The 19,321-nt window shown below is 68.6% G+C and carries 17 protein-coding genes; 11 read left to right on the top strand and 6 right to left on the bottom strand.

Features of this window, described 5'->3' with window-relative positions; translation table 11 throughout:
• Entirely contained in the window at positions 1-1,149 is a 1,149-nt protein-coding gene (locus tag I6H87_RS19690; protein ID WP_041687904.1) for an exonuclease SbcCD subunit D, read from the top strand.
• Entirely contained in the window at positions 1,146-4,208 is a 3,063-nt protein-coding gene (locus tag I6H87_RS19695) for an AAA family ATPase (protein WP_011616407.1), read from the top strand. The genes I6H87_RS19690 and I6H87_RS19695 overlap by 4 nt, the downstream gene beginning before the upstream one ends.
• 18 nt (positions 4,209-4,226) lie before the next feature.
• On the opposite strand, the gene I6H87_RS19700 is transcribed toward I6H87_RS19695, so the two are convergent.
• Complete coding sequence (locus tag I6H87_RS19700; RefSeq protein WP_041687906.1) at positions 4,227-4,484, bottom strand: hypothetical protein; 258 nt, start codon at positions 4,482-4,484, stop codon at positions 4,227-4,229.
• A 478-nt stretch (positions 4,485-4,962) separates the two neighbouring features.
• Between I6H87_RS19700 and I6H87_RS19705 the strand changes: the two genes are divergently transcribed.
• The 5 genes from I6H87_RS19705 to I6H87_RS19725 all read left to right on the top strand — a co-directional run bounded on the left by I6H87_RS19705 (position 4,963) and on the right by I6H87_RS19725 (position 9,570).
• Positions 4,963-5,625 (top strand): 3-oxoacid CoA-transferase subunit A, encoded by a 663-nt coding sequence (locus I6H87_RS19705; RefSeq protein ID WP_010809830.1) that lies wholly within the window; start codon positions 4,963-4,965, stop codon positions 5,623-5,625.
• Positions 5,626-5,649: 24 nt separating this feature from the next.
• Positions 5,650-6,291 (top strand): 3-oxoacid CoA-transferase subunit B, encoded by a 642-nt coding sequence (locus I6H87_RS19710; protein ID WP_010809831.1) that lies wholly within the window; start codon positions 5,650-5,652, stop codon positions 6,289-6,291.
• Positions 6,292-6,331: 40 nt separating this feature from the next.
• The gene (gene pcaF / locus I6H87_RS19715) at positions 6,332-7,534 is read left to right on the top strand and encodes a 3-oxoadipyl-CoA thiolase (RefSeq protein WP_011616409.1); all 1,203 of its coding nucleotides are present in this window, start codon (positions 6,332-6,334) and stop codon (positions 7,532-7,534) included.
• 90 nt (positions 7,535-7,624) lie between these two features.
• On the top strand, positions 7,625-8,356 hold the full coding sequence (locus I6H87_RS19720; protein ID WP_010809833.1) for an SDR family NAD(P)-dependent oxidoreductase: 732 nt from the start codon (positions 7,625-7,627) through the stop codon (positions 8,354-8,356).
• Between the two features lie 206 nt (positions 8,357-8,562).
• Entirely contained in the window at positions 8,563-9,570 is a 1,008-nt protein-coding gene (locus I6H87_RS19725; protein ID WP_010809834.1) for a Bug family tripartite tricarboxylate transporter substrate binding protein, read from the top strand.
• A gap of 99 nt (positions 9,571-9,669) precedes the next feature.
• Here the strand turns inward: I6H87_RS19725 and tcuB are convergent, their stop codons facing one another.
• From tcuB to I6H87_RS19740, 3 genes are all read right to left on the bottom strand, one after another.
• Entirely contained in the window at positions 9,670-10,854 is a 1,185-nt protein-coding gene (gene tcuB, locus I6H87_RS19730; protein ID WP_011616410.1) for a tricarballylate utilization 4Fe-4S protein TcuB, read from the bottom strand.
• Entirely contained in the window at positions 10,841-12,250 is a 1,410-nt protein-coding gene (gene tcuA / locus I6H87_RS19735) for an FAD-dependent tricarballylate dehydrogenase TcuA (RefSeq protein WP_011616411.1), read from the bottom strand. Before tcuA ends, tcuB begins: the two co-directional genes overlap by 14 nt.
• 111 nt (positions 12,251-12,361) lie before the next feature.
• Positions 12,362-13,288 carry a LysR family transcriptional regulator gene (locus I6H87_RS19740; RefSeq protein ID WP_011616412.1) on the bottom strand — a complete coding sequence of 309 codons (927 nt, stop codon included), beginning with the start codon at positions 13,286-13,288 and terminating at the stop codon, positions 12,362-12,364.
• Between the two features lie 199 nt (positions 13,289-13,487).
• Between I6H87_RS19740 and I6H87_RS19745 the strand changes: the two genes are divergently transcribed.
• Positions 13,488-14,474 carry a Bug family tripartite tricarboxylate transporter substrate binding protein gene (locus tag I6H87_RS19745; protein ID WP_011616413.1) on the top strand — a complete coding sequence of 329 codons (987 nt, stop codon included), beginning with the start codon at positions 13,488-13,490 and terminating at the stop codon, positions 14,472-14,474.
• A 152-nt stretch (positions 14,475-14,626) separates the two neighbouring features.
• A complete protein-coding gene (locus I6H87_RS19750) occupies positions 14,627-15,805 on the top strand; it encodes an FIST signal transduction protein (RefSeq protein ID WP_011616414.1) in 1,179 nt (392 codons plus the stop codon).
• Here the strand turns inward: I6H87_RS19750 and I6H87_RS19755 are convergent.
• Positions 15,792-16,856 (bottom strand): phytoene/squalene synthase family protein, encoded by a 1,065-nt coding sequence (locus I6H87_RS19755; protein WP_011616415.1) that lies wholly within the window; start codon positions 16,854-16,856, stop codon positions 15,792-15,794. The two genes, I6H87_RS19750 and I6H87_RS19755, sit on opposite strands and share 14 nt — an antisense overlap.
• A gap of 111 nt (positions 16,857-16,967) precedes the next feature.
• Positions 16,968-17,624: a dienelactone hydrolase family protein gene (locus I6H87_RS19760; protein WP_010809841.1), complete on the bottom strand. Its 657-nt coding sequence runs from the start codon at positions 17,622-17,624 to the stop codon at positions 16,968-16,970.
• A gap of 158 nt (positions 17,625-17,782) precedes the next feature.
• Between I6H87_RS19760 and I6H87_RS19765 the strand changes: the two genes are divergently transcribed.
• Both I6H87_RS19765 and I6H87_RS19770 read left to right on the top strand, forming a co-directional pair.
• Complete coding sequence (locus I6H87_RS19765; RefSeq protein WP_011616416.1) at positions 17,783-18,268, top strand: SixA phosphatase family protein; 486 nt, start codon at positions 17,783-17,785, stop codon at positions 18,266-18,268.
• Positions 18,269-18,393: 125 nt separating this feature from the next.
• Positions 18,394-19,320 (top strand): LysR family transcriptional regulator, encoded by a 927-nt coding sequence (locus I6H87_RS19770; RefSeq protein WP_010809843.1) that lies wholly within the window; start codon positions 18,394-18,396, stop codon positions 19,318-19,320.
• Position 19,321: the final 1 nt, after the last annotated feature.

A 19,321-nucleotide genomic window follows, 5' to 3' on the forward strand; every position in this document is an offset into this window, starting at 1 on the left:
TTGCGTTTCCTTCACACCGCCGACTGGCATCTCGGCCGGCTCTTCCATGCGCGCAGCCTGCTGGAAGACCAGGCCCATATCCTCGACCAGTTTGTCGAACTGGTCCGCACCGAACGCCCCGATGCCGTGCTGATCGCCGGCGACGTCTACGACCGCGCCGTGCCGCCGCCTGAAGCAGTGGCCTTGCTCGACGACGTGCTGGGCCGCATCGTCATCGACACCGGAGTGCCGGTGGTGATGATCGCCGGCAACCATGACAGCGCGCAGCGGCTGGGATTCGGCGCGCGGCTGATGCGGGCGCAGGGCCTGCACGTGGCCGGCCGCACGCTGGCCGCGGCGGCCTGCGTGACGCTGCACGACACCCACGGCGAGGTGCGCATCTACGCGCTGCCGTACGCGGAACCGGCGGTGGTGCGCGATGCCATGGGCACCGACCTGCCATCGCATGAAGCCGCGCTGCGCGCGCAGCTCGATGCCATCCGCGCGGTGCATCCGCCGGGCGTGCGTGCCGTGGTGGTGGGCCATGCCTTCGTGGTGGGCGGCGCGGCAAGCGAATCGGAACGGCCGCTGTCGGTGGGCGGCAGCGGCGCGGTGGCCGCGGACCTGTTCGCCGGCTTTGACCTGGTGGCGCTGGGCCACCTGCACCGGCCCCAGACGCTGGGCGGCGGGCGCGTTCACTATGCGGGCTCGCTGCTGAAGTATTCGCTGTCAGAGTGCGCGCACGACAAGTCGGTGTCGCGCATCGAACTGGGCGCGGACGGCGCGGTCGCCATCACGCCGGTGCCGCTGCAGGCGCTGCGCGATGTGCGCGTGGTCGAAGGCGAACTGGCCGCGGTGCTGGCGGCGGGTGTCGATGATCCGCAACGCGATGACTACATCCACGCGCGGCTCACCGATACGGGCGCGCTGCTGGACCCGATGGCCAGGCTGCGGCAGGTCTATCCCAATGCGCTCGCGATCGAACGCACGGTGCTGGCGCGCACCGGCACGGCTTCGGAGGCCGGGCGCAAGTTGCGGCAACTGGGTACCGGCGAACTCTTTGCCAACTTCTTCCGCGAAGTGGCGGATGCCGAGCTGGAACCGGACCAGCGTGCCGTGCTCGACCAGGTGCTGACCGGGATCGCCGCCGCGGACAGGGAGTCGGCATGAGACCGCTGCATTTGACGCTGCAGGCCTTCGGTCCCTTTGCCGCGACCGAGCAGGTCGATTTCACGCGGCTGGGCGAGCAGGCCTTCGTACTGATCCATGGCCCCACCGGCGCGGGCAAGACCACGCTGCTCGACGCGATCTGCTTTGCGCTGTACGGCGATACCTCCGGCGGCGAGCGCAGTGCGCAGGCCATGCGCAGCGCCAACGCCGCGCCCGCGCTGCGCACCGAGGTGACGCTGGAGTTCAGCCTGGGCGCGCAGCGCTGGCGCGTGGTGCGCTCGCCGGTACAGGAGCGGCCCAAGCAGCGCGGCGAGGGCTGGGTGACCGAGCCGGCCAAGGCCCAGCTGGACCTGCATGACGGCAACGACTGGATCAGCAAGGCCAGCCAGCCCGCCAGGGTCAGCGACGCCGTGCGCGACTTGCTGGGTTTCGACAGTGCCCAGTTCCGCCAGGTGATCGTGCTGCCGCAGGGGCGCTTCCGTGAATTGCTGACCGCCAGTTCGCAGGCGCGCCAGGCCATTCTGGAGCGCCTGTTCCGCACCGAGTTGTACCGGCGCGTGGAAGAGCTGCTGAAGGCCGAGGCCGCCGTCATCCGCCGCGATGCCGAGCGCATCACCATCCAGCGCGACGAAGCGCTGCGCCAGGTTGGGGTGGAATCGGCGCAGGCGCTGGCAGAGGGAATCGAGGCCTTGCAGGCCGAGTTGCAGGCGCTGCAGGGGCAGGAACAGGGCGCGCGGGCCACGCTGGCCGCAGCGCAGGCGGCGCTGGGTGCCGGCGAGCAGGTGGCGGCGCGGTTGCGGGAACGCCAGCAGGCGCAGGCCGCGCACGCGGCGCTGCTGGCGCGCCAGCCAGCCATGGAGCATGAGCGCGCGCGCCTGCACGCCGCCCAGCGCGCCGCGCGTGTCAGGCCGGCACTGCAGGCGTGGCAAGCCGCGCAGCGCGACCAGGCCGCCAGCGCCGTTGCCTTGACGCAGTCTGGCGAGCAGGCGGCGCGCGCCGCGCAACAGGCCACGCAGGCGGCTGCCGCCTTGCAGGCCGAAAAGGCACGCGCTGAAGCGCGCCAGTCCGCGCAGAGGCGGGTTTCGCAGCTGGCAGACATGCTGCCGCGCGCGCAGCAGCTGGGTGCGCAGCTGGCCGCGCTGCAGGCGGCCGAAGCCAGGCAGGTGGCAGCCGCCACTGCGCGCGAACGCGCCGCCGCACAGCTTGCCACGCGGCAAGCCGATGCCGTTGGCGCGGAGTCCGCGCTGGCGCAAGGCCAGCTTGCTGCCGCGCAGGCACAGGCCACGGCGTTGCAGCTGGCCGCGTTGCAGGAACGCGCGCGGCAGCTTGACCGTCATCAGCAAGCTGTCCGGGCACTGGATGCCGCGAACGCACAGGCGGCCAATGCCGCCGCTGCCGAACAGCAAGCCCTGCGCCAGCGCGAGCAGTGCCGCGCCGCGCTGGCCGAAGCGGAAGCCGCCTGGCGCGCCGGGCAGGCCGCGCGGCTGGCCGCAAGCCTGGCAGCGGGCGATGCCTGCCCGGTCTGCGGCAGCACCGCGCACCCGGCACCGGCGCAGCACGTGGCGGCGCCGCTGTCGGACCAGGCGCTGGAGCAGGCCCGCCACGCCGCGCTCGAGGCTGAATCCCATGCGGTGCGCTGCACCGGCCAGCACCAGGCGGCACAAGCTGCCATTGCCCAGGCGCGCGAGCGGCTGGACGAACTGGCGCAGGCGCTGGGCGAGGTCGGCGACGAGTCCGCCCGCAAGCTGAAAGCCGAGATCACGGGACTGGAAGCGGCACTGGCCGAAGGCCGGCAAGCGGCGGCAAGCCTTGCGCAACGCGAAGCCGCCATCGTCAGCTGCCGCACGGCGCTCGCAGCGGCGGACGCCGCCAGCCGCGATGCCACGGCCGGCGCCGAGGCCGCTGCCCAGGCGCTGGCCCACTGCCGTGGCGAATGGCAGGCCAACAGTGCGCAGGTTCCCGAGGATTCACGCGACCCCGTGGCGCTGGGCGAGGCCCTGCGGCAGGCGCAGGCTATGCTCGCCGCGCTGGAACAGGCGCTGGTCGCTGCGCAGGCGGCCGAGCGCCAGGCTGCGGCGGACGCAGCCGGGGCACAGGCTGGACTGGTCTCGGCACAGCAGGCACAGGCCCAGGCGTCTAACCGCCTGGCCGAGGCCGAATCCGTGCTTGCACAGGCGCTCGCGCAGCAAGGCTTTGCCGATGTGCCGGCCCACGCGGCCGCCTGTCTTGGCGACGATGCCATGCAGGCGCTCGACGCGACGCTGCGCGCGTTCGATACCCAGCTGGCCACAGCCGCCGACTGGCGCGAACGCGCCGAGGCCGCCGCGCAAGCGCTGGACGCACCGGATCTGGACGGCCTGCGCGCAGCGCGCGATGCGTCGGCCGCCGCGGTGGAAGCCCTGGTCCGGCAACAGGCCGAGCGCGGCCGTTCGCGCGACACGCTGCTGCAGTGCCAGCTGCGCCTGCAGCAGCTGGACGCGCAGGGGCGCGACATCGAGGCACGCTACGCGGTGCTGGGCCGGCTGGCCGAAGTCGCCAACGGCAACAACCCGCGCCGCATGACCTTCCAGCGCTTCGTGCTGGCCACACTGCTCGATGAGGTGCTGGAAGCCGCTTCGGCGCGTTTGCTGGCGATGAGCCGCGGCCGCTATGTGCTGCAGCGCGTGCGCGAGCAGGCAGACCAGCGCAGTGCGGGCGGACTGGATATCGAAGTGTTCGACCACGATACCGGCGCGGCGCGTCCGGCCAATACGCTGTCAGGTGGCGAGGGCTTCCTCGCGTCGTTGTCGCTGGCGCTGGGGCTGGCCGACGTGGTGCAGTCGCGCGCCGGCGGCATCCAGCTCGATACGCTGTTTGTCGACGAAGGCTTTGGCACGCTCGATCCCGAGAGCCTGGACTTTGCCATCCGTACGCTGCTGGACCTGCAGCAGGCAGGGCGGCTGGTGGGGATCATTTCGCACGTCACCGAATTGCGTGAGCGCATCGACGTGCGGTTGGAGGTGCGCCCTGGGGTTGGCGGCAGCCGGGTACTGTTGACGGGCGTGGCGACCCTCGCGTAATGCGGCGGGGTTTCCCCGTCAGCCGACGAATACCTGGCGGCAACGAATCGCCATCACTTGCGCTTCAAATGCGCGGGCGGCTGCCCGGGCCAGGCGCACGCGGCGCGACAGCGGGTGCGGGCGGGATGGCATGTTGGCGCCAGCCGGGGCAGGCGCGGGCGATTGCAGTTGATCCTTGCTGGGTTTCAGTCCCCACGCCTGCTGCGTGACATGCAGGATGCGCGCAAGCGCCACTGCATGGGGCGTGGATGAAAACGGGACATGGACGGTGGCCATGACGGGCTCCTCGTTCTTTGTTGCCAGGCTGCCCTGCTCAGCCGGGTGGTCCGGTGGCTGCTGTGCGGGTGTTGCCTTGCCTGATTCCACAATAGCCCGTGCGACCCCCGGGCCATATCGAGTGCGAGCCGATTGTGATGTCGGCCCCGTCCTACACACGGGGTGTGCCCGTCACCCGCGCGCGCTAATCGCACAATCTGGTTAGCCGACCGCCCGGTCGGCTTGACCGTCGCCGACGCGCAGGTGTAATCTGTTCATTCTGCGAATTCAAGTTCGTATATCGAACAAATCGGTTAACGAACAACCGGTCCACACCCAAAGACTCACGCAGACTGCTGGACTCGTTCAAATGGGTAGCGCCCCGCGCAGCCCGCCGCGACGAAACTCCTTCCGGCAGGATTACCGGAGACAGCCTTTCATGCGCCGCGTCTTGCGGCCCGCTCCGGTAGCCTGGCGGATCTTCCGACCTGGAACGCAAGTGATCAACAAGCTATACGACTCGGTGGAAGCGGCGGTGGCCGGCATCCACGACGGCGCCACCATCCTGATTGGCGGCTTCGGCCTCGCAGGCATGCCCGCGGAACTGATCGACGCGCTGATCGAGCAAGGCGCGCGCGACCTGACCATCGTCAACAACAACGCCGGCAACGGCGACACCGGGCTGGCCGCGCTGCTCAAGACCAAGCGCGTGCGCAAGATCATCTGCTCGTTCCCGCGCCAGGCGGATTCCTACGTCTTCGATTCGCTCTACCACGCGGGCGAGATCGAGCTGGAACTGGTGCCCCAGGGCAACCTGGCCGAGCGCATCCGCGCCGCCGGTGCCGGCATCGGCGGCTTCTTCACGCGCACCGCCTACGGCACGCCGCTGGCCGAGGGCAAGGAAACGCGCATCATCGACGGCCAGGGCTATGTGTTCGAGACCCCGATCCACGCCGACTTCGCGCTGATCAAGGCCGACACCGCCGACCGCTGGGGCAACCTTACCTATCGCAAGACTGCGCGCAATTTCGGCCCGATCATGGCGATGGCCGCCAAATGCGCCATCGTGCAAGTCAGCCACGTGGTGGAGCTGGGCGAGATGGACCCCGAACACATCGTGACGCCGGGCCTCTTCGTCAAGCGCGTCGTCAAGGTCGCCTGAGCGACAGGTAACAGGAGAATCCAGATGCAACGCCTGACCCGCGATCAGATGGCCGCCCGCGTGGCCAAAGACATTCCCGACGGTGCCGTGGTCAACCTCGGCATCGGCCTGCCGACACTGGTCGGCAACCACCTGCCCGCAGACAAGGAAATCCTGCTGCACAGCGAGAACGGCCTGCTTGGCATGGGCCCCGCGCCCGCGCCCGGCGAGGAAGACGGCGACCTGATCAATGCCGGCAAGCAGCCGGTGACGGTCAAGCCGGGCGGCTCGTTCTTCCATCACGCCGATTCGTTCGCGATGATGCGTGGCGGCCACCTGGACTTCTGCGTGCTGGGTGCGTTCCAGGTCTCAGAGAAGGGCGACCTGGCCAACTGGCACACCGGCGCGCCCGGCGCCATCCCCGCCGTGGGCGGCGCGATGGACCTGGCCATCGGCGCCAAGCAGGTGTTCGTGATGATGGAGCACCAGACCAAGCAGGGCGAGAGCAAGATTGTGCCGCAGTGCACCTATCCGCTGACCGGCATCGGCTGCGTGACCCGCATCTACACTGACCTTGCGACCATCGACGTGACCGCCGACGGGCTGGTCGCGCGCGACCTGGTCGAAGGGCTGAGCTTCGATGAACTGCAGCGCATTACCGGCGTTCCCCTGAAGCTGGCCGCCTGAGCGCCGGCATCACCACACACCAAAACGAGAGAGACACACCATGACCGAAGCCTTTATCTGCGACGCCATCCGCACCCCCATCGGCCGCTACGGCGGCAGCCTGTCCGCGGTGCGCCCGGACGACCTCGGCGCGGTGCCGCTGAAGGCGCTGATGGCCCGCAATCCGAACCTGGACTGGAAGGCCATCGATGACGTGATCTACGGCAACGCCAACCAGGCCGGCGAAGACAACCGCAACGTGGCACGCATGTCGGCGCTGCTGGCGGGCCTGCCGCAAGAGGTGCCGGGCGCCACCATCAACCGCCTGTGCGGCTCCGGCATGGACGCTACCGGCACCGCCGCGCGCGCCATCAAGGCCGGCGAAGCCACCCTGATGATCGCCGGCGGCGTGGAAAGCATGAGCCGTGCCCCGTTCGTGATGGGCAAGGCCACCAGCGCGTTCTCGCGCGATGCGCAGATCTTCGACACCACCATCGGCTGGCGCTTCATCAACCCGGCCATGCGCGCGGCCTACGGCGTGGACTCGATGCCCGAGACCGCCGAGAACGTCGCCACCGACTACAAGATCAGCCGCGAAGACCAGGACCTGATGGCGCTGCGCAGCCAGGAAAAGGCCTCGCGCGCGCAGGCCGACGGCACGCTGGCGCAGGAAATAACCCCGGTCACCATCGCCCAGAAGAAGGGCGACCCGATCGTGGTCGAGCGCGACGAGCACCCGCGCGCCACCAGCATGGAAGCGCTGGCCAAGCTGCGCGGCGTGGTCCGTCCTGACGGCACCGTGACCGCTGGCAATGCCTCGGGCGTGAACGACGGCGCCTGCGCGCTGCTGCTGGCCAGCGAAGCCGGCCTCAAGCAGCACGGCCTGACCCCGCGCGCCCGCATCGTCGGCATGGCCACCGCCGGCGTGGCGCCGCGCGTGATGGGCATCGGCCCGGCACCGGCGTCGCAGAAGCTGCTCAGGCAGCTGGGCATGACCATGGACCAGATCGACGTGATCGAGCTGAACGAAGCGTTCGCCGCGCAAGGCCTGGCCGTGCTGCGTGAACTGGGCGTGGCCGACGACGACAAGCGCGTCAACCCGAACGGCGGCGCGATCGCGCTGGGCCACCCGCTGGGCATGAGCGGCGCGCGCCTGGTGACCACCGCGATGTACCAGCTGCATCGCACCGGTGGGCACTTTGCGCTGTGCACGATGTGCATTGGCGTGGGCCAGGGTATTGCGATGGTGATCGAGCGGGTCTAAGTCAAGCCAGTTGGAAAGCTGAGGGTGTACTCCCTCTCCCGCAAGCGGGAGAGGGAGCGAGTTAGCGGTAGTTCTTGGAGTGAGCAAGAGATGTCCCTTCCCGTAGCCACGCTCGTGACCGGCGGCAGTTCCGGTATCGGCCGCGCCATCTGTGAAATGCTGCTGGCCGATGGCGTGACCCAGGTGGTCAATATCGACTATGCCGAACCGGCCTGGTCGCACCCGAACCTGACTTTCTTCCAGGCCGACCTGACCGATGCCGAGGCGACCCGCGCCGTGGCCGCGCAGGTGACCTCGCGCTTCGCCGTCACGCGCCTGGTGAACAACGCCGGCGCCACGCGCCCCGGCACCGCCGACACCGCCACCGTCGCCGACCTGGACTACGTGACCGCCCTGCACCTGCAGGCCACGCTGCTGCTGACGCAGGCGTGCCTGCCCGCGATGCGTGCCGCCGGCTTTGGCCGCATCGTCAACATGGCCTCGCGCGCCGCGCTGGGCAAGGCCGAGCGCGTGGTGTACTCCGCCACCAAGGCCGGCCTGATCGGCATGACCCGCACGCTCGCGATGGAGCTGGGCGGCGACGGCGTCACTGTCAACGCCGTGGCCCCGGGCCCGATCGCCACCGAGCTGTTCCGCAAGAGCAACCCCGAAGGCGCCGAACAGACCCGGCGCATCCTGGCCAGCATCACGGTCAAGCGCATGGGTACGCCGGAAGACGTTGCGCGTGCCGCGCTGTTCTTCCTGTCGCCAGACAACGGCTTCGTCACCGGCCAGGTGCTGTACGTGTGCGGCGGCACCACGCTGGGCGTTGCGCCGGTGTAAGCAGCGCGCGTCCCAGGCATCCGCATTCAAGCATTCAACAAGAAGAGACGTTAACCAAGCGTCACGCATGGCGGCCCGTGGCCGGGCCGCCCACCGGATGCGCGCATGTGCGCGCCATCCGTTCGGGAACGGCAATCACGCCATTCAGCACAACCTCCCGCGGTACCCAATCACCGCCGGAACGATATAGCACCGGAGCATTACCGATGAGACAAGATTCCCAGACCTCCACCACGCGCCGCCGCCTGCTTGCCGCTGGCGTGGCGCTGGCCACCACCATCGCCGGCTTTGCCGGTGCGGCCCATGCGCAGGGCGGCTACCCGACCAAGCCGATCACCATGATCGTGCCGTTCTCGGCTGGCGGCACCACCGACATCCTGGCCCGCATCGTCGGCCTGCAGCTGGGCAAGGCGCTCGGCCAGCCGGTGGTGATCGACAACCGTCCGGGCGCGGGCGGCAATATCGGCGCCTCGCTGGCGGCCAAGGCGCCTGGCGATGGCTACACGCTGTTCATGGGCACCATCGGCACGCACGCGATCAACCAGTCGCTGTACTCCAAGCTGCCGTATGACCCGGTCAAGGACTTCGCACCGATCACGCGCGTGGCCATGGTGCCGAACCTGGTGGTGGTGAATCCCAAGGTGCCGGTCAACAACGTCAAGGAACTGATCACCTACGTCAAGGCCAACCCGGACAAGCTGTCGTACGGCTCGTCGGGCAGCGGTTCGTCGATGCACCTGTCGGGCGAGCTGTTCAACTCCATGACCGGCCTGCATATCCAGCACATCCCGTACAAGGGCAGCGCCCCGGCCGTGAACGACCTGCTGGGCAACCAGATCGGCCTGATGTTCGACAACATGCCGTCGTCGTACCCGCACGTGAAGGCCGGCAAGTTGCGCGCCATCGCCGTGACTTCGGCCAAGCGCTCGCCGGCGCTGCCCAACGTGCCGACCGTGGCCGAATCGGGCGTGCCGGGCTATGAGGCCACCTCGTGGTTTGCGCTGTACGCCACCGGCGGCACGCCGCAGCCCATCGTCGACCGCCTCAACGCCGAAGTGGTGAAGATCCTGGCCATGCCGGAAGTGAAGAAGCAGATGGCCGACCAGGGTGCCGAACCCAACCCGGAAAAGCCGGCCCAGCTGGCCGCGTTCATGAAGTCGGAGACGGCCAAGTGGGCGAAGGTGGTGAAGGCTTCGGGCGCTACGGTGGATTGATTCACATACAGGCTGCGCCAAAGAAAAGCCGGTCCCTGTCGGGGACCGGCTTTTTGTTTATGCGTGGGCGGGGACGGCTGCCACTCAATCGCTGCCAAGCTACAGCTTGTTTTTCTGCCGCTTTTCGATCGCAGATTTGAGCAGCGCCGCACTGCGATAGATGCCGTGTGCGAACTTGCCATACGGCAGCGTCGCAAACAACGCCATCACCACGCCAAGGTGGACCGCCAGCAGCAGCGGCATCGCCGCCGTGCCGCGCCCGGCCAGCAACCCCAGTCCGGTGGCGCTGGTCAGCAGCAGCAGCGCGATGAAGCCGCGGTCCATCGGGCGCTGCCGGGCATCCCCATGCATCGGGTGCCGGCGCAGGTTCAGCCACAGCAAGCCGGCCGGGCCCACCAGCAGGCCCACGCCGCCGGCGGTGCCCAGCAGCACCGGCAGGCTCGTGACCGGATAGGGCGCATGCCAGCCCAGCAGATAGTGGTAGCCGGTCGCCACCGCTGTCGACGCAAAGCACAGCATGAAACCGTAGAACGTGAAATGGTGGAAGCGCCGCCGCGCCAGTGTGAAGCGGTCGCTGGCCTCGTTGCAGCCATCGCCGTGGCCGCCATCGAGGTAGGTCAGTGCCAGCACGTTCCGGGCCGCCTCTGCCACGGCCGGTGCCGACGCTGTGCCGGCAGAGACATCACGCCAGAAGCGGCGCACGCCCAGGCCAAGCGCAAGCACGGCAAAGCCGAACACACTGCCGAACAATGCCGCCAGCGTGTTGTGCGGGAATACCGCGTAGAAATTGCCGCCCTCATGCGTCTGCCACAGCGCGCCGCCCAGCGTGGCGGCGAGTACCAGGAACAACGCCAGCCCGAAGGCCAGCGCCACCGACACCGTCAGCCCGTTGCGCTGGTACAGCTTGCCCAGCGGCGCGGGCCATGCATATTCGCTATAGGTTTCCAGCCGCACCTTTGCCATGGCCTGCGGCACATTGACGCCGAAATCATGCGGCGGCGCGTACTGGCAGGCGTGGTAGCAGGCGCCGCAGTTGTGGCACAGGTTGGCCAGGTAGTTGACGTCGGCCTTGCCGAACTCCAGCCGGCGGGTCATGGCCGGGAACACCGCGCAGAAGCCTTCGCAGTAGCGGCAGGCATTGCAGATCTGCATCTGCCGGGCAACTTCGGCCTCATTGTCGGTCAGCGGCAGCACGCGGATGACGCGGGACTGCGGCGCCGGGGCGGCAGCGTCCTGCCCGGCCAGTTGCGCGGCCTCGCGCGTCAGGGCTTCAAGCTTCTGCATGGATGGCTCCCGTGTTGATGCCCGCCGCCAATGCAGCCTGCGTGCCCGCGATGCGCCCGAAGGCCGTGCCGATCGACATGCCGACACCGGCCGTGTATCCCTTGCCGAGCACGTTGCCGGCCATCATTTCTCCTGCCACGAACAGATTCCCGCTTGGCTTGCCGCCAAAGTGCATCTGGGCGCGGTCGTTGACCTTGAGCCCCAGGTAAGTGAAGGTGATGCCCGGCCGCAGCGCGTAGCCATAGAACGGCGCCTGGTCGAGCGGCCTGGCCCAATGCGTCTTGGCTGGTGCCAGGCCTTCGGTGTGGCAGTCGTCCAGCGCGGTATGGTCGAAGCTGCCGACGCGGCACGCCGCGTTGTAGTCCTGCACCGTGCGCACGAACTGCGCTTCCGGCAGCCCGAGCTTGCGCGCGAGCTCAGGCAGCGTGTCGGCCTTCTCGCCGGGAAACACCGGCGGCATGAAGCGGCCGATGGCCTTGCTGTCGATGATCGAATAGCCGATCTGCCCGGGCTGCTGCGCCACCAGCCGGCCCCAGATGGCGTAGCGCTTGGGCCAGAAGTCCTCGCCCTCGTCGTAGAAGCGCACGGCGTCGCGATTGACCACGACGCCCAGCGACACGCAATCGATGCGCGTGCAGATGCCGCCGTCGTACAGCGGCGCGCGCGCGTCGATGGCGACACAGTGCGATTGCGACGGGTCGCCGATGGCATCGGCGCCCGCGTCGATCATGTAACGCAGCAGCACGCCCTGGTTGAAGCGCGTGCCGCGGATCAGGAAGTTGTCGGCGGGCCATTCTCCACGTTCATTCCGGCCCCAGGCTTCGCGCAGCCATTCGCGGTTGGATTCGAAGCCGCCCGCGGCCAGCACGCAGGCGCGCGCGGTGAAGCGCTGGCTGCCGCTGCGCGCGGCGACGAAGCGGTCGCCATCCAGCTCGATCGCATCCACCGGGGTTTCATAGCGGACCTGCACCCCCATCGCTTCGGCGCTGCGGTAGTACGCGTTGACCAGAGCCTTGCCGCCACCCATGAAGAAGGCGTTGGTGCGCGCCACGTGCAGCGCACCCGACAGCGGCGGCTGGAAGCGCACGCCATGCCTGCGCATCCACGGCCGGCAGGTCGATGACGCGCGGATCACCAGCCGCGCCAGGTGTTCGTCGGTGATGCCGCCGGTGACCTTGAGCAGGTCCTGCCAGTACTCTTCCTCGGGATAGGCATCGACCAGCACGTCCTGCGGCGCGTCGTGCATGCAGCGCAGGTTGCGCGTGTGCTGGGAGTTGCCGCCGCGCCAGGCGCGCGGCGCGGATTCGAGCAGCAGCACCGAGGCCCCGGCTTCGCGCGCCATCAGCGCCGCGCACAGGGCCGCGTTGCCGCCGCCAATTACCAATACGTCGACCATGGGGATTGTCTCCTTGCTGGCGCCATCTTGGCGCGCAAGGCGGGCGGGCGCCAGCAGGGGCGCGGCAAGGGGGCTTCAGCTTTCGTGAAGCCCGGCCGGGGCACAGCCGGCTCAGCGCGGGCGCAACGTGGCGCCGGGCCAGCGCCCCTCGCGCACCAGCGTGGTGGCGACGTCGGCCAGCACCACGCGCGCGGCCAGGCCCGCCGGCGACAGTTCATCGTCGGACAGGCTGACCAGCAGGTTGGGCCGCGTGGCGCCGGCGTCGGTGACCAGTATGCTGCGGTAGGGCGTGCCGTGGCTGCGCGCCAGTGCCGCGCCCGGCTGGATGGTGGCGCCCAGGCCACCGCGCACGGCGTCCATCAGGATCGCCAGCCCGTCGATCTCCGCCACCACCTGGGGTTCGCGCTTCGCCTGGCGAAAGCACGCGGCGACCAGCGCGCGCAGCCCGTGCGAGCCGCTGGGCAGGATCAGCGGCAGCTTGCCAAGTGCCGCCACCGAGGTCTGCTCGCCGCGCGGCATGCCGGCCAGCCCCTCGGCGCCGATCACGAACAGCCGCTCATCGAGCAGCGGCAGCACGCTCCAGCGCTGCGCGGGCTCCTCGCTGAACAGCACCGCCAGGTCGATCTGGCGCGCGCTCAGCATCGTGCCGAGGTAGCCGGACAGGCTCTCCACCATGCGCAGTCGCACGTCGGGGTAGCGCTCGCGCATGGCCTGCATGAAGGGCAGCGCCAGCACCGCGGCGGTGCTGGGCGGCAGGCCCACGCTGACATGGCCCGACAGGCGCGCCTGCCGCGCGGCCAGCGCGGCATCGTCGATATGGCGCAGCGCCAGCTGGGCCTGGCGCCAGAAGGCCAGCCCGGCGTCGGTGGCGACCACGCCGGTGGAAGTGCGCTGCAGCAGCCGCGTCGACAGCTCGCTCTCCAGCCGGCTGATCTGCTGGCTCAGCGCGGACGTGACCACGCCCAGCTCCAGCGCCGCCTTGCCCATGCTGCCGTGCTCGATCACGCTGACGAAGTAGCGCAGTTGCCTCAGTTCCATGTCGTGTCCCCGCTGCCGCAATTTGCCCGCATGGTAGCGGAAAACCTGCCGCAGTTCACGAATCCTGAAGACCCGTTAACGCCCGCCCGATGGCGCGCTTGCCAGCGGCTGCGTAGAGTCGCACCGGTCAGAAACCGGCGGAAGCGACACTACGCAGCCGCCATTCCATAACAACATGACTTCCCGCAAAGGAGACTGCATGACAACCGTTTTGCGCATGCGCCGCGCCGTGATGGCCGGCCTCGCCGGTACCGCTGTGCTGGGCGCGCCCGCCGCGTTCGCCGCGGACAACTGGCCGGCCAAGCCGATCACCCTGGTAGTGCCCTTCGCCAGCGGCGGCACCACCGACATCCTCGCCCGCACCATCGGCCAGAAGCTGGGCGAGGCGCTGCAGCAGCCGGTGGTGGTGGATAACCGCCCCGGCGCCGGCGGCACCCTCGGCGCGGCCAACGTGGCGCGCGCGCCGGCCGACGGCTACACCTTCCTGCTGGCCACCGTCGCCCACACCATGGCGCCGGCCATCTACAAGAGCCTGCCCTACGAGTTCACGCGCGATCTCGATCCGGTGGGCCTGGTGGCGCTGACGCCCAATGTGCTGGTGGTCAATCCTGCGATCCCGGTGAAGTCCGTGTCCGACCTGGTCGCCTATATCAAGGCGCATCCCGGCAAGGTCAACTACGGCTCGGCCGGCATCGGCAGCACCGAGCACCTGTCCGGCGAGTTGTTCCGCGCGCTGACCGGCACCGACGTTGCGCATGTGCCGTATAAGGGCGGCGCGCCGATGATGACCGACCTGATCGCGGGCCAGATCCAGATGGCGATCGAAACCAGCCCGTCGGCGTCGCAGCACGTGCGCAGCGGCAAGGTCCGGGCGCTGGCGGTCACCACCGCGAAGCGTTCCGCCGCCTATCCCGGCGTGCCGACGCTGGCGGAGAGCGGCGTCAGGGGCTACGAAGTCACCACATGGTTCGCGCTGATGGCGCCGCGCGGCACGCCCGCGGCGATCGAGCAGCGCGTCTCGGCGGAGCTGGGCAAGCTGCTGAAGGCGCCGGAGGTGCAGAAGCGGTTTGACGAGCAGGGCGTGACCGCTGGTGACATGACGCCAACGCAGCTTGCTGCCTTTATCCGCGCCGAGACCGACAAGTGGGGCAAGGTGGCGCGGGAATCGGGGGCGAAGGCGGAGTAACGGCCTCGCTCACAAGGGCGGCGCTGGCGTTACAGGAGGAGATCGCGCGGGAGCGGCCGCGGCAGCCGACCGGCTGCCAGAACGGGGGCTGAACACCCCTTGCCGGCAACAGTCCAATGGATGTCGCCAGCCTGAATACGGAGGAACCCAAAATGCATGACCTTTCCTTCGTTCACGCTGACGCGGCCCACGTCGAATGGCAGGTCGCGCTGGCAGACTGCCAGCGCCAGCTGGACACGCAGGATTTCCTGCGCCAGGCGAAGGCAGACAACGCGCCGCCGCTCACGCTCGGCTGGTGCTACCTGAGCGACTACTACGCGCTGGCCGCCGAGGCCATCCTTGCCGCGCTGCAGCAGAACTGGCCCGGTGTGTCCTGGGTCGGCACGGTCGGCCTGGGCGTATCCGCCAGCGGCAAAGAGTATTTCGACGAGCCGGCCATGGTGCTGATGGCGGCGCCGTTTCCGCGCGACGCGTTCCAGCTGTTTTCGGGGCGCCAGCCCTTGCCGCCCGCGTCTTCCGGCTTCGTTCCGCATACCGCGCTGGTGCATGCCGAGGGCAGTACGCCCGATGTGCAGGACCTGTTGCATGAGCTGAGCGCGCGCACGGCCACCGGTTACCTGTTCGGCGGCTTGTCGTCGGCCCGCAACCGTACCTTGCATATTGCCGATGGCGTGTTTTCCGGTGGACTGTCGGGCGTGCTGTTCGGCCCCGAAATCGAACTGGTCTCCCGCGTCACGCAGGGCTGCCAGCCGATCGGGCCGGTGCGCGCCGTCACGCGCAGCAATCACAACCTCCTGTTCGAGCTGGACGGCAAGCCGGCCCTGGATTGCATCCTGAATGACCTCGGCGTCGAGCGCGATGCCCAGGTGGAAACCATGGCGGAGGCGCTGGCCGGAACGCTGGCCGGCCTGAATTCAGCCGCCGACGATGCCCCGGTGCTGCCCGGCAGGTTCGGCTCGGACACGCTGGTGCGCCACCTGATCGGCCTGGACGTGCAGCATCGCATGCTGGCGCTGGCCGACATGGTCGAGCCCGGCATGCGGCTGGCTTTCTGCATGCGCAATGCTGACGCGGCGCGCGCGGACCTGGTGCGCGTCGCCACCGAGATCCGTACGGAGATCGAACGCGGCGGCAGCCGCGCACGTGGCGCGCTCTACATCAGTTGCTCAGGCCGGGGCGGGCCGCATTTCGGCGCGCCGCATGCCGAGCTGCAGACCGTACGCCGCGCGCTTGGCGACCTGCCGCTGGCTGGCTTCTTTGCCGGCGGCGAGATCGCAAGGGATCACCTCTATGGCTATACGGGGGTGCTGACGGTATTCACCGGCCATTGAATCCGCGAATGACAGCATCGATGTTGCGCATCTGGCGCGCAAACCAGATGCGCAACAGGCTGTTCGACAGGACCATCGGCAGCGAATACGCAATGATCCGATACACCTTGCCGCGCTGCAGTCTGGACGCCTTTGCCGGGTCCAGCCAGTCGTCGTTGCGCACCAGCAGCAACAGCGTTTCCATGCCGATAAGGACGGGCCACAGGCAAGCCAGCCGCAGCCGGATAAAACGCGGGTGAATGGCAAGCGTGTACGTCATGGCCTCGCAAAAGTGGTCCAGCGTCTTGCGCACGAGCTCGAGCATCAAGGCCCGCGCGCGCGGCGAGGCGTCCGCAAGCAGCAGATCCTGCGGGCTCAGGCCATGCTGGTGCAGCATCGTCGCCGGAAGATAGCAGCGGCCGATGCGCAGGTCCTTGCCGCAGTCCCGCAGCACATTGGTCATCTGCAAGGCTTTGCCGAAGCGGACCCCGCGGCGCAGCATGGCGTCGGGCTTGCCGATCGCGCCAGGCATGTGCGCGGCGGTCATGCTGGTCCAGAACTCGCCCACGCATCCGGCGACCAGGTACGTATAACGGTCAAGCTCTTCCGGCTCGCGCAGTGCGACGATGCGGCCGGCGTTTTCATCGGGGAAGGTGCGCAGGTCAAATTCCATGCCCTCGCTCAGGGTCGATACGATCTGCCGTACCGCTTGCCGGTCGTCCGGCTCCAGCTGCGCCAGCACCGCCAGCGCAGGGCCCAGTGACTCGAGCAGGATGCGCTCGTCCGACTGTTGTTCCTGCCGGCCTGCCACCTCGGTTGCGATGCTGTCGGCCAGCGCCGTGTCTGCGGTTGCACCGTTGACCTGGTCGCGCAACGACAACAGCAGCGCCAGGCGCCGTTGTGGCGGGATCAGCGAGGTATCGGCAATCGTGTCGGCGGCACGCGCCAGCAGATAGGCCAGGCCGACCGGATCGCGCATCCGCTCGGGCAGCACGCGCAGCGTGAGATAGAACGAACGCGAGACGCCTTTGAGCAGCGGACCGAGGAGAAACGCCCGGCTGGGTTCGCGCATGGGTGGTGTCCTGTTCCCTGGGAGGTTGGCGAAAGTGACAATGCCCGGGTGGCCGTCAGGCCGGGCCCGGGCATTGTACCTTCGACGCCAGGGGCAGATTGCTGGCACTGTTCAGGGCGAGTCCTTGCCGAGATAGCGCTCGAACCACTGCGCCGCCAGGCGAGCGACCGATTCCAGTGCGCCGGGTTCCTCGAACAAATGCGAGGCGCCGGGCACGATCACCAGCTTCTTGGTGCATGTCAGCTGGGCATAGGCCGATTCATTGCGTTCCAGGACGCTCAGGTCCAGCCCGCCGATGATCAGCATGGTGGGCGCAAGCAGTTTCGCAAGGGCGTCGGGGCCCGCCAGGTCGACCCGGCCCCCGCGCGAAACGACGGCGTGTATCGGGATAGACGACTGGCATGCGGCACGGATCGACGCGGCGCCACCAACGCTGGCGCCGAAGTAGCCGAACCGCTGTGGCACGGCTTGCTGCCGCGCCACCCAGCTGGTTGCCTGCGCCAGCCGTGTCGCCAGGAGCTCGACGTCGAAGCGGATGGCCTGCACCTGGTCTTCATCCGGCAGCAGCAGGTCCATCAGCAGCGTTGCCATGCCGCAGCGATTGAGCTCCGCGGCCACATATCGATTGCGCGGGCTAAGCCGGGAACTGCCCGTGCCGTGCGCAAACAATACCAATGCGACCGCGCCGGGCGGCAACGTGAGTATGCCTTGCAGGTCCACGCCGCCGGCCGGGATCACAACCTCGATGGCTTCTGAATTGCTCGGCATGGCGCAGTCCTCCGACGGGTGGTGCGTAGACGTGCATCGCGTTGCAATCGCGCCCATCCAAGTCCACTATAGGGCGGGCGTGGCGGCGGGGCCAGTCGCCGTGTGCAGGTCTCCTGGCGCACGCAATCGACAACCATCCCTTTGGATCAGGAGGAAACATGAAGACCCTGTTTCTCGTCCGGCATGCCAAGTCAAGTAAAGATGATCCCTCCTTGCCCGACCGTGAGCGCCCCCTGAATGACCGTGGCCTGCAAGACGCCCCGGAAATGGGCAAGCGCCTGGCCGAGCGTAAGCTGAAGCCCGACCTGCTCCTGTCGAGTCCGGCCCTACGTGCGCTGACGACAGCGCAACTGATCGCCGACGAGCTCGGCTATGCACGCAAGGACATCGCGCTCGATGACCAGCTGTACGCCACCAGCGCGGAGCAGTTGCTGGCCGTCGTTCGTGCGCTCGACAAGAAGCTCGATTGCGTGATGCTGTTCGGTCACAACCCCGAGTTCACCGACTTCGCGCATCGCTTGTCGGACGAGATTACCGACATGCCGACCTGCGCCGTCGCCAGATTCAGCTTCGACACCAGGGCGTGGGAGGATGTCGGCGAAATCACCCCGTCGAAAGTCACGCTGGAATCGCCGAAGAAGTAATCCGATGCCGGCCGCCTTCAGCGTGGCAGTGATATATCCGGCTTGACCATACGGGGCGAAGCGATAAGAATTTGTGATCGCAGGCGAAAGCCTGCCCTCACGCTTCTCTACGCTTGGTCCCACCCATGATCCCACCCGTCAGCACCCTCCACGGCCGCCTGAAAATGCAGCACCTGCGCCTGCTGCTGGCGGTGGAGGAGCGCGGTTCGCTGCGCCAGGCCGCCGAGGCGCTGACGCTGACGCAGCCCGCGGTCAGCAAGATGCTGCAGGACATGGAGGACCTGCTCGGCGTGCCGCTGTTCGAGCGCCATGCGCGCGGGCTGCGGCCCACGCGCTTCGGTCTGGCGGCCACGCGCTATGCCCGGCTGGTGTTTGCCGACATGGGCGGGCTGCGCGATGAACTGGTGGCGCTGGAGTCCGGCAAGATCGGACGCGTGCGGGTCGGGGCGGTGATGGCGCCTACACCGGGGCTGCTTGCCGACGTGATCCGGCAGCTCAATCGCGATCATCCGCGGCTGGAGGTGGCGGTGCACGTGGAGACCAGCGATGTGCTGATGCCGCAGCTTGAGCGCGACCAGCTCGATATCGTGCTGGGGCGCGTGCCGGATGGCTGGGACAGCAGCGGGCTGGACTTCGAGCAACTGGGCGACGAGGGCCTGGCTATCGTGGTCGGGCCGCAGCACCCGCTGGCGCGGCGCCGCAAGCTGTCGTTCGAGGAACTGACGGGCTACCCGTGGATCATGCAGCCGCGCCCCAGCCCGATGCGCGCGCTGATCGACCGCTCGTTCGAGGATGCCGGCGTGCCGGCGCCGCCGTCGACCATCGAGACCGCGGCGGTGCTGATGACCACGTCGTTGCTGGCGGACAGCGAACTGATCGCGGTGCTGCCGGAGTCGGTCGCCGCCTACTACGGCAGGCTTGGCGCGCTGGCGGTATTGCCGCTGCCCCTGCCGCGCAAGCTGGGGCCCTATGGCATCGTCACGCGGCGGGGCCGCCCGCCGACGGCATCGATGAGCCTGCTGATCGATGCGTTGCGGGCATTGTCGAGGTGAG

Source organism: Cupriavidus necator, from assembly GCF_016127575.1.
Classification (GTDB): Bacteria; Pseudomonadota; Gammaproteobacteria; order Burkholderiales; family Burkholderiaceae; genus Cupriavidus; species Cupriavidus necator_D.